This is a genomic window from Vibrio sp. Vb1755, from assembly GCF_033338635.1.
Taxonomy (GTDB): domain Bacteria; phylum Pseudomonadota; class Gammaproteobacteria; order Enterobacterales; family Vibrionaceae; genus Vibrio; species Vibrio alginolyticus.
On the sequence record NZ_JAWOTA010000286.1, the window covers coordinates 1 to 1,138 of the forward strand.

The window sequence follows — 1,138 nt, forward strand, 5'->3', positions numbered from 1 at the left end:
AAATACTCGTGGCGAGCTTTTTTGTTCAGCGCGATAGTGTTACTACCCGCTTTTTGTTTTGATTTTTTCTTTGCCATAATGGCGTCATTATACGGGTTGGATATCGGATAGGAAATCCTTTTATTTGCGCAATCGTGGAATAAAAGTAAAATTGTCGCGAGCTTTAAATCTGTACATGTATCGATAGGAGTATGTATGAAGCAAGTCAGCCGTTCTGCGTTGGTGTCTTTTAGTGCAGAACAGATGTTTAATCTGGTCAATGATGTTGCTAAATACCCTGAATTTTTGCCTGGTTGTTCGGGCTCTCGAATTATTGAGTCTTCGGGTAACGGCATGGTCGCTTCTGTCGATGTTGCGAAAGCGGGCATCAGTAAAACGTTCACTACGTCCAATGAGCTTATTCCTGGCCAAGCTATTATGATGAACTTGGTTGATGGTCCGTTTAAAACGCTCCGAGGTGGTTGGATTTTTACTGCGTTGGATGAGCAGGCATGTAAGGTTGAACTTAAGCTTGAGTTTGAGTTTTCGAGCAAAATGATTGAAATGGCGTTCGGCAAGATTTTTAACGAGCTAACTAGCAATATGGTTAATGCATTTACCAAACGCGCGAAACAGGTGTACGAGTGTTATGAGTATTGAGTCAGACATGATTCACGTTGAGGTCGTGTATGCATTGCCTCATGAGCAACGCGTGTTTAACTTAGTTGTGAATAACCACGCGACGGTTGAAGAGATCATTCGTCAGTCGGGTGTCTTGGAATTGTATCCAGAAATTGATTTAGCGAAAAACAAAGTAGGTGTGTTTAGTCGTAATGTAAAACTAGACGCGACCGTACGTGATAAAGACCGCATTGAAATCTATCGCCCTTTATTGGCAGATCCAAAAGAGATTCGTCGTAAGCGAGCAGAGCAAGCAAAAGCGGCTGGGAATGCCGATCCAGTGACTGGTGGCAAGCCAAATGCTCTGCGCAAGTAAGCAGAGTAAGCAATATTTTAGATGATAAAAAACCTCCCAAGTGGGAGGTTTTTTTGCATAAAGGTTTTATGATGCCAATCGATGTAATGACAGGATTGGTTTATTGGATCTGTTCGTAAAACGCGTCACTTTTCGGGAAGTCACCGCTGATATCGGCCAGCG

The 1,138-nt window shown here is 42.8% G+C and carries 2 protein-coding genes and 1 pseudogene; 2 read left to right on the forward strand and 1 reads right to left on the reverse strand.

The features are described from left to right. Positions 1-77: pseudogene (locus R7E00_RS24575) on the reverse strand (SsrA-binding protein); the annotation flags it as partial. A gap of 118 nt (positions 78-195) precedes the next feature. Between R7E00_RS24575 and R7E00_RS24580 the strand changes: the two are divergent. Together R7E00_RS24580 and R7E00_RS24585 are read left to right on the forward strand one after the other, a co-directional pair. Continuing rightward, complete coding sequence (locus R7E00_RS24580; protein ID WP_005381641.1) at positions 196-639, forward strand: SRPBCC family protein; 444 nt, start codon at positions 196-198, stop codon at positions 637-639. Then, positions 629-976: an RnfH family protein gene (locus R7E00_RS24585; protein WP_005456005.1), complete on the forward strand. Its 348-nt coding sequence runs from the start codon at positions 629-631 to the stop codon at positions 974-976. Before R7E00_RS24580 ends, R7E00_RS24585 begins: the two co-directional genes overlap by 11 nt. The last annotated feature ends 162 nt before the right edge of the window (positions 977-1,138 follow it).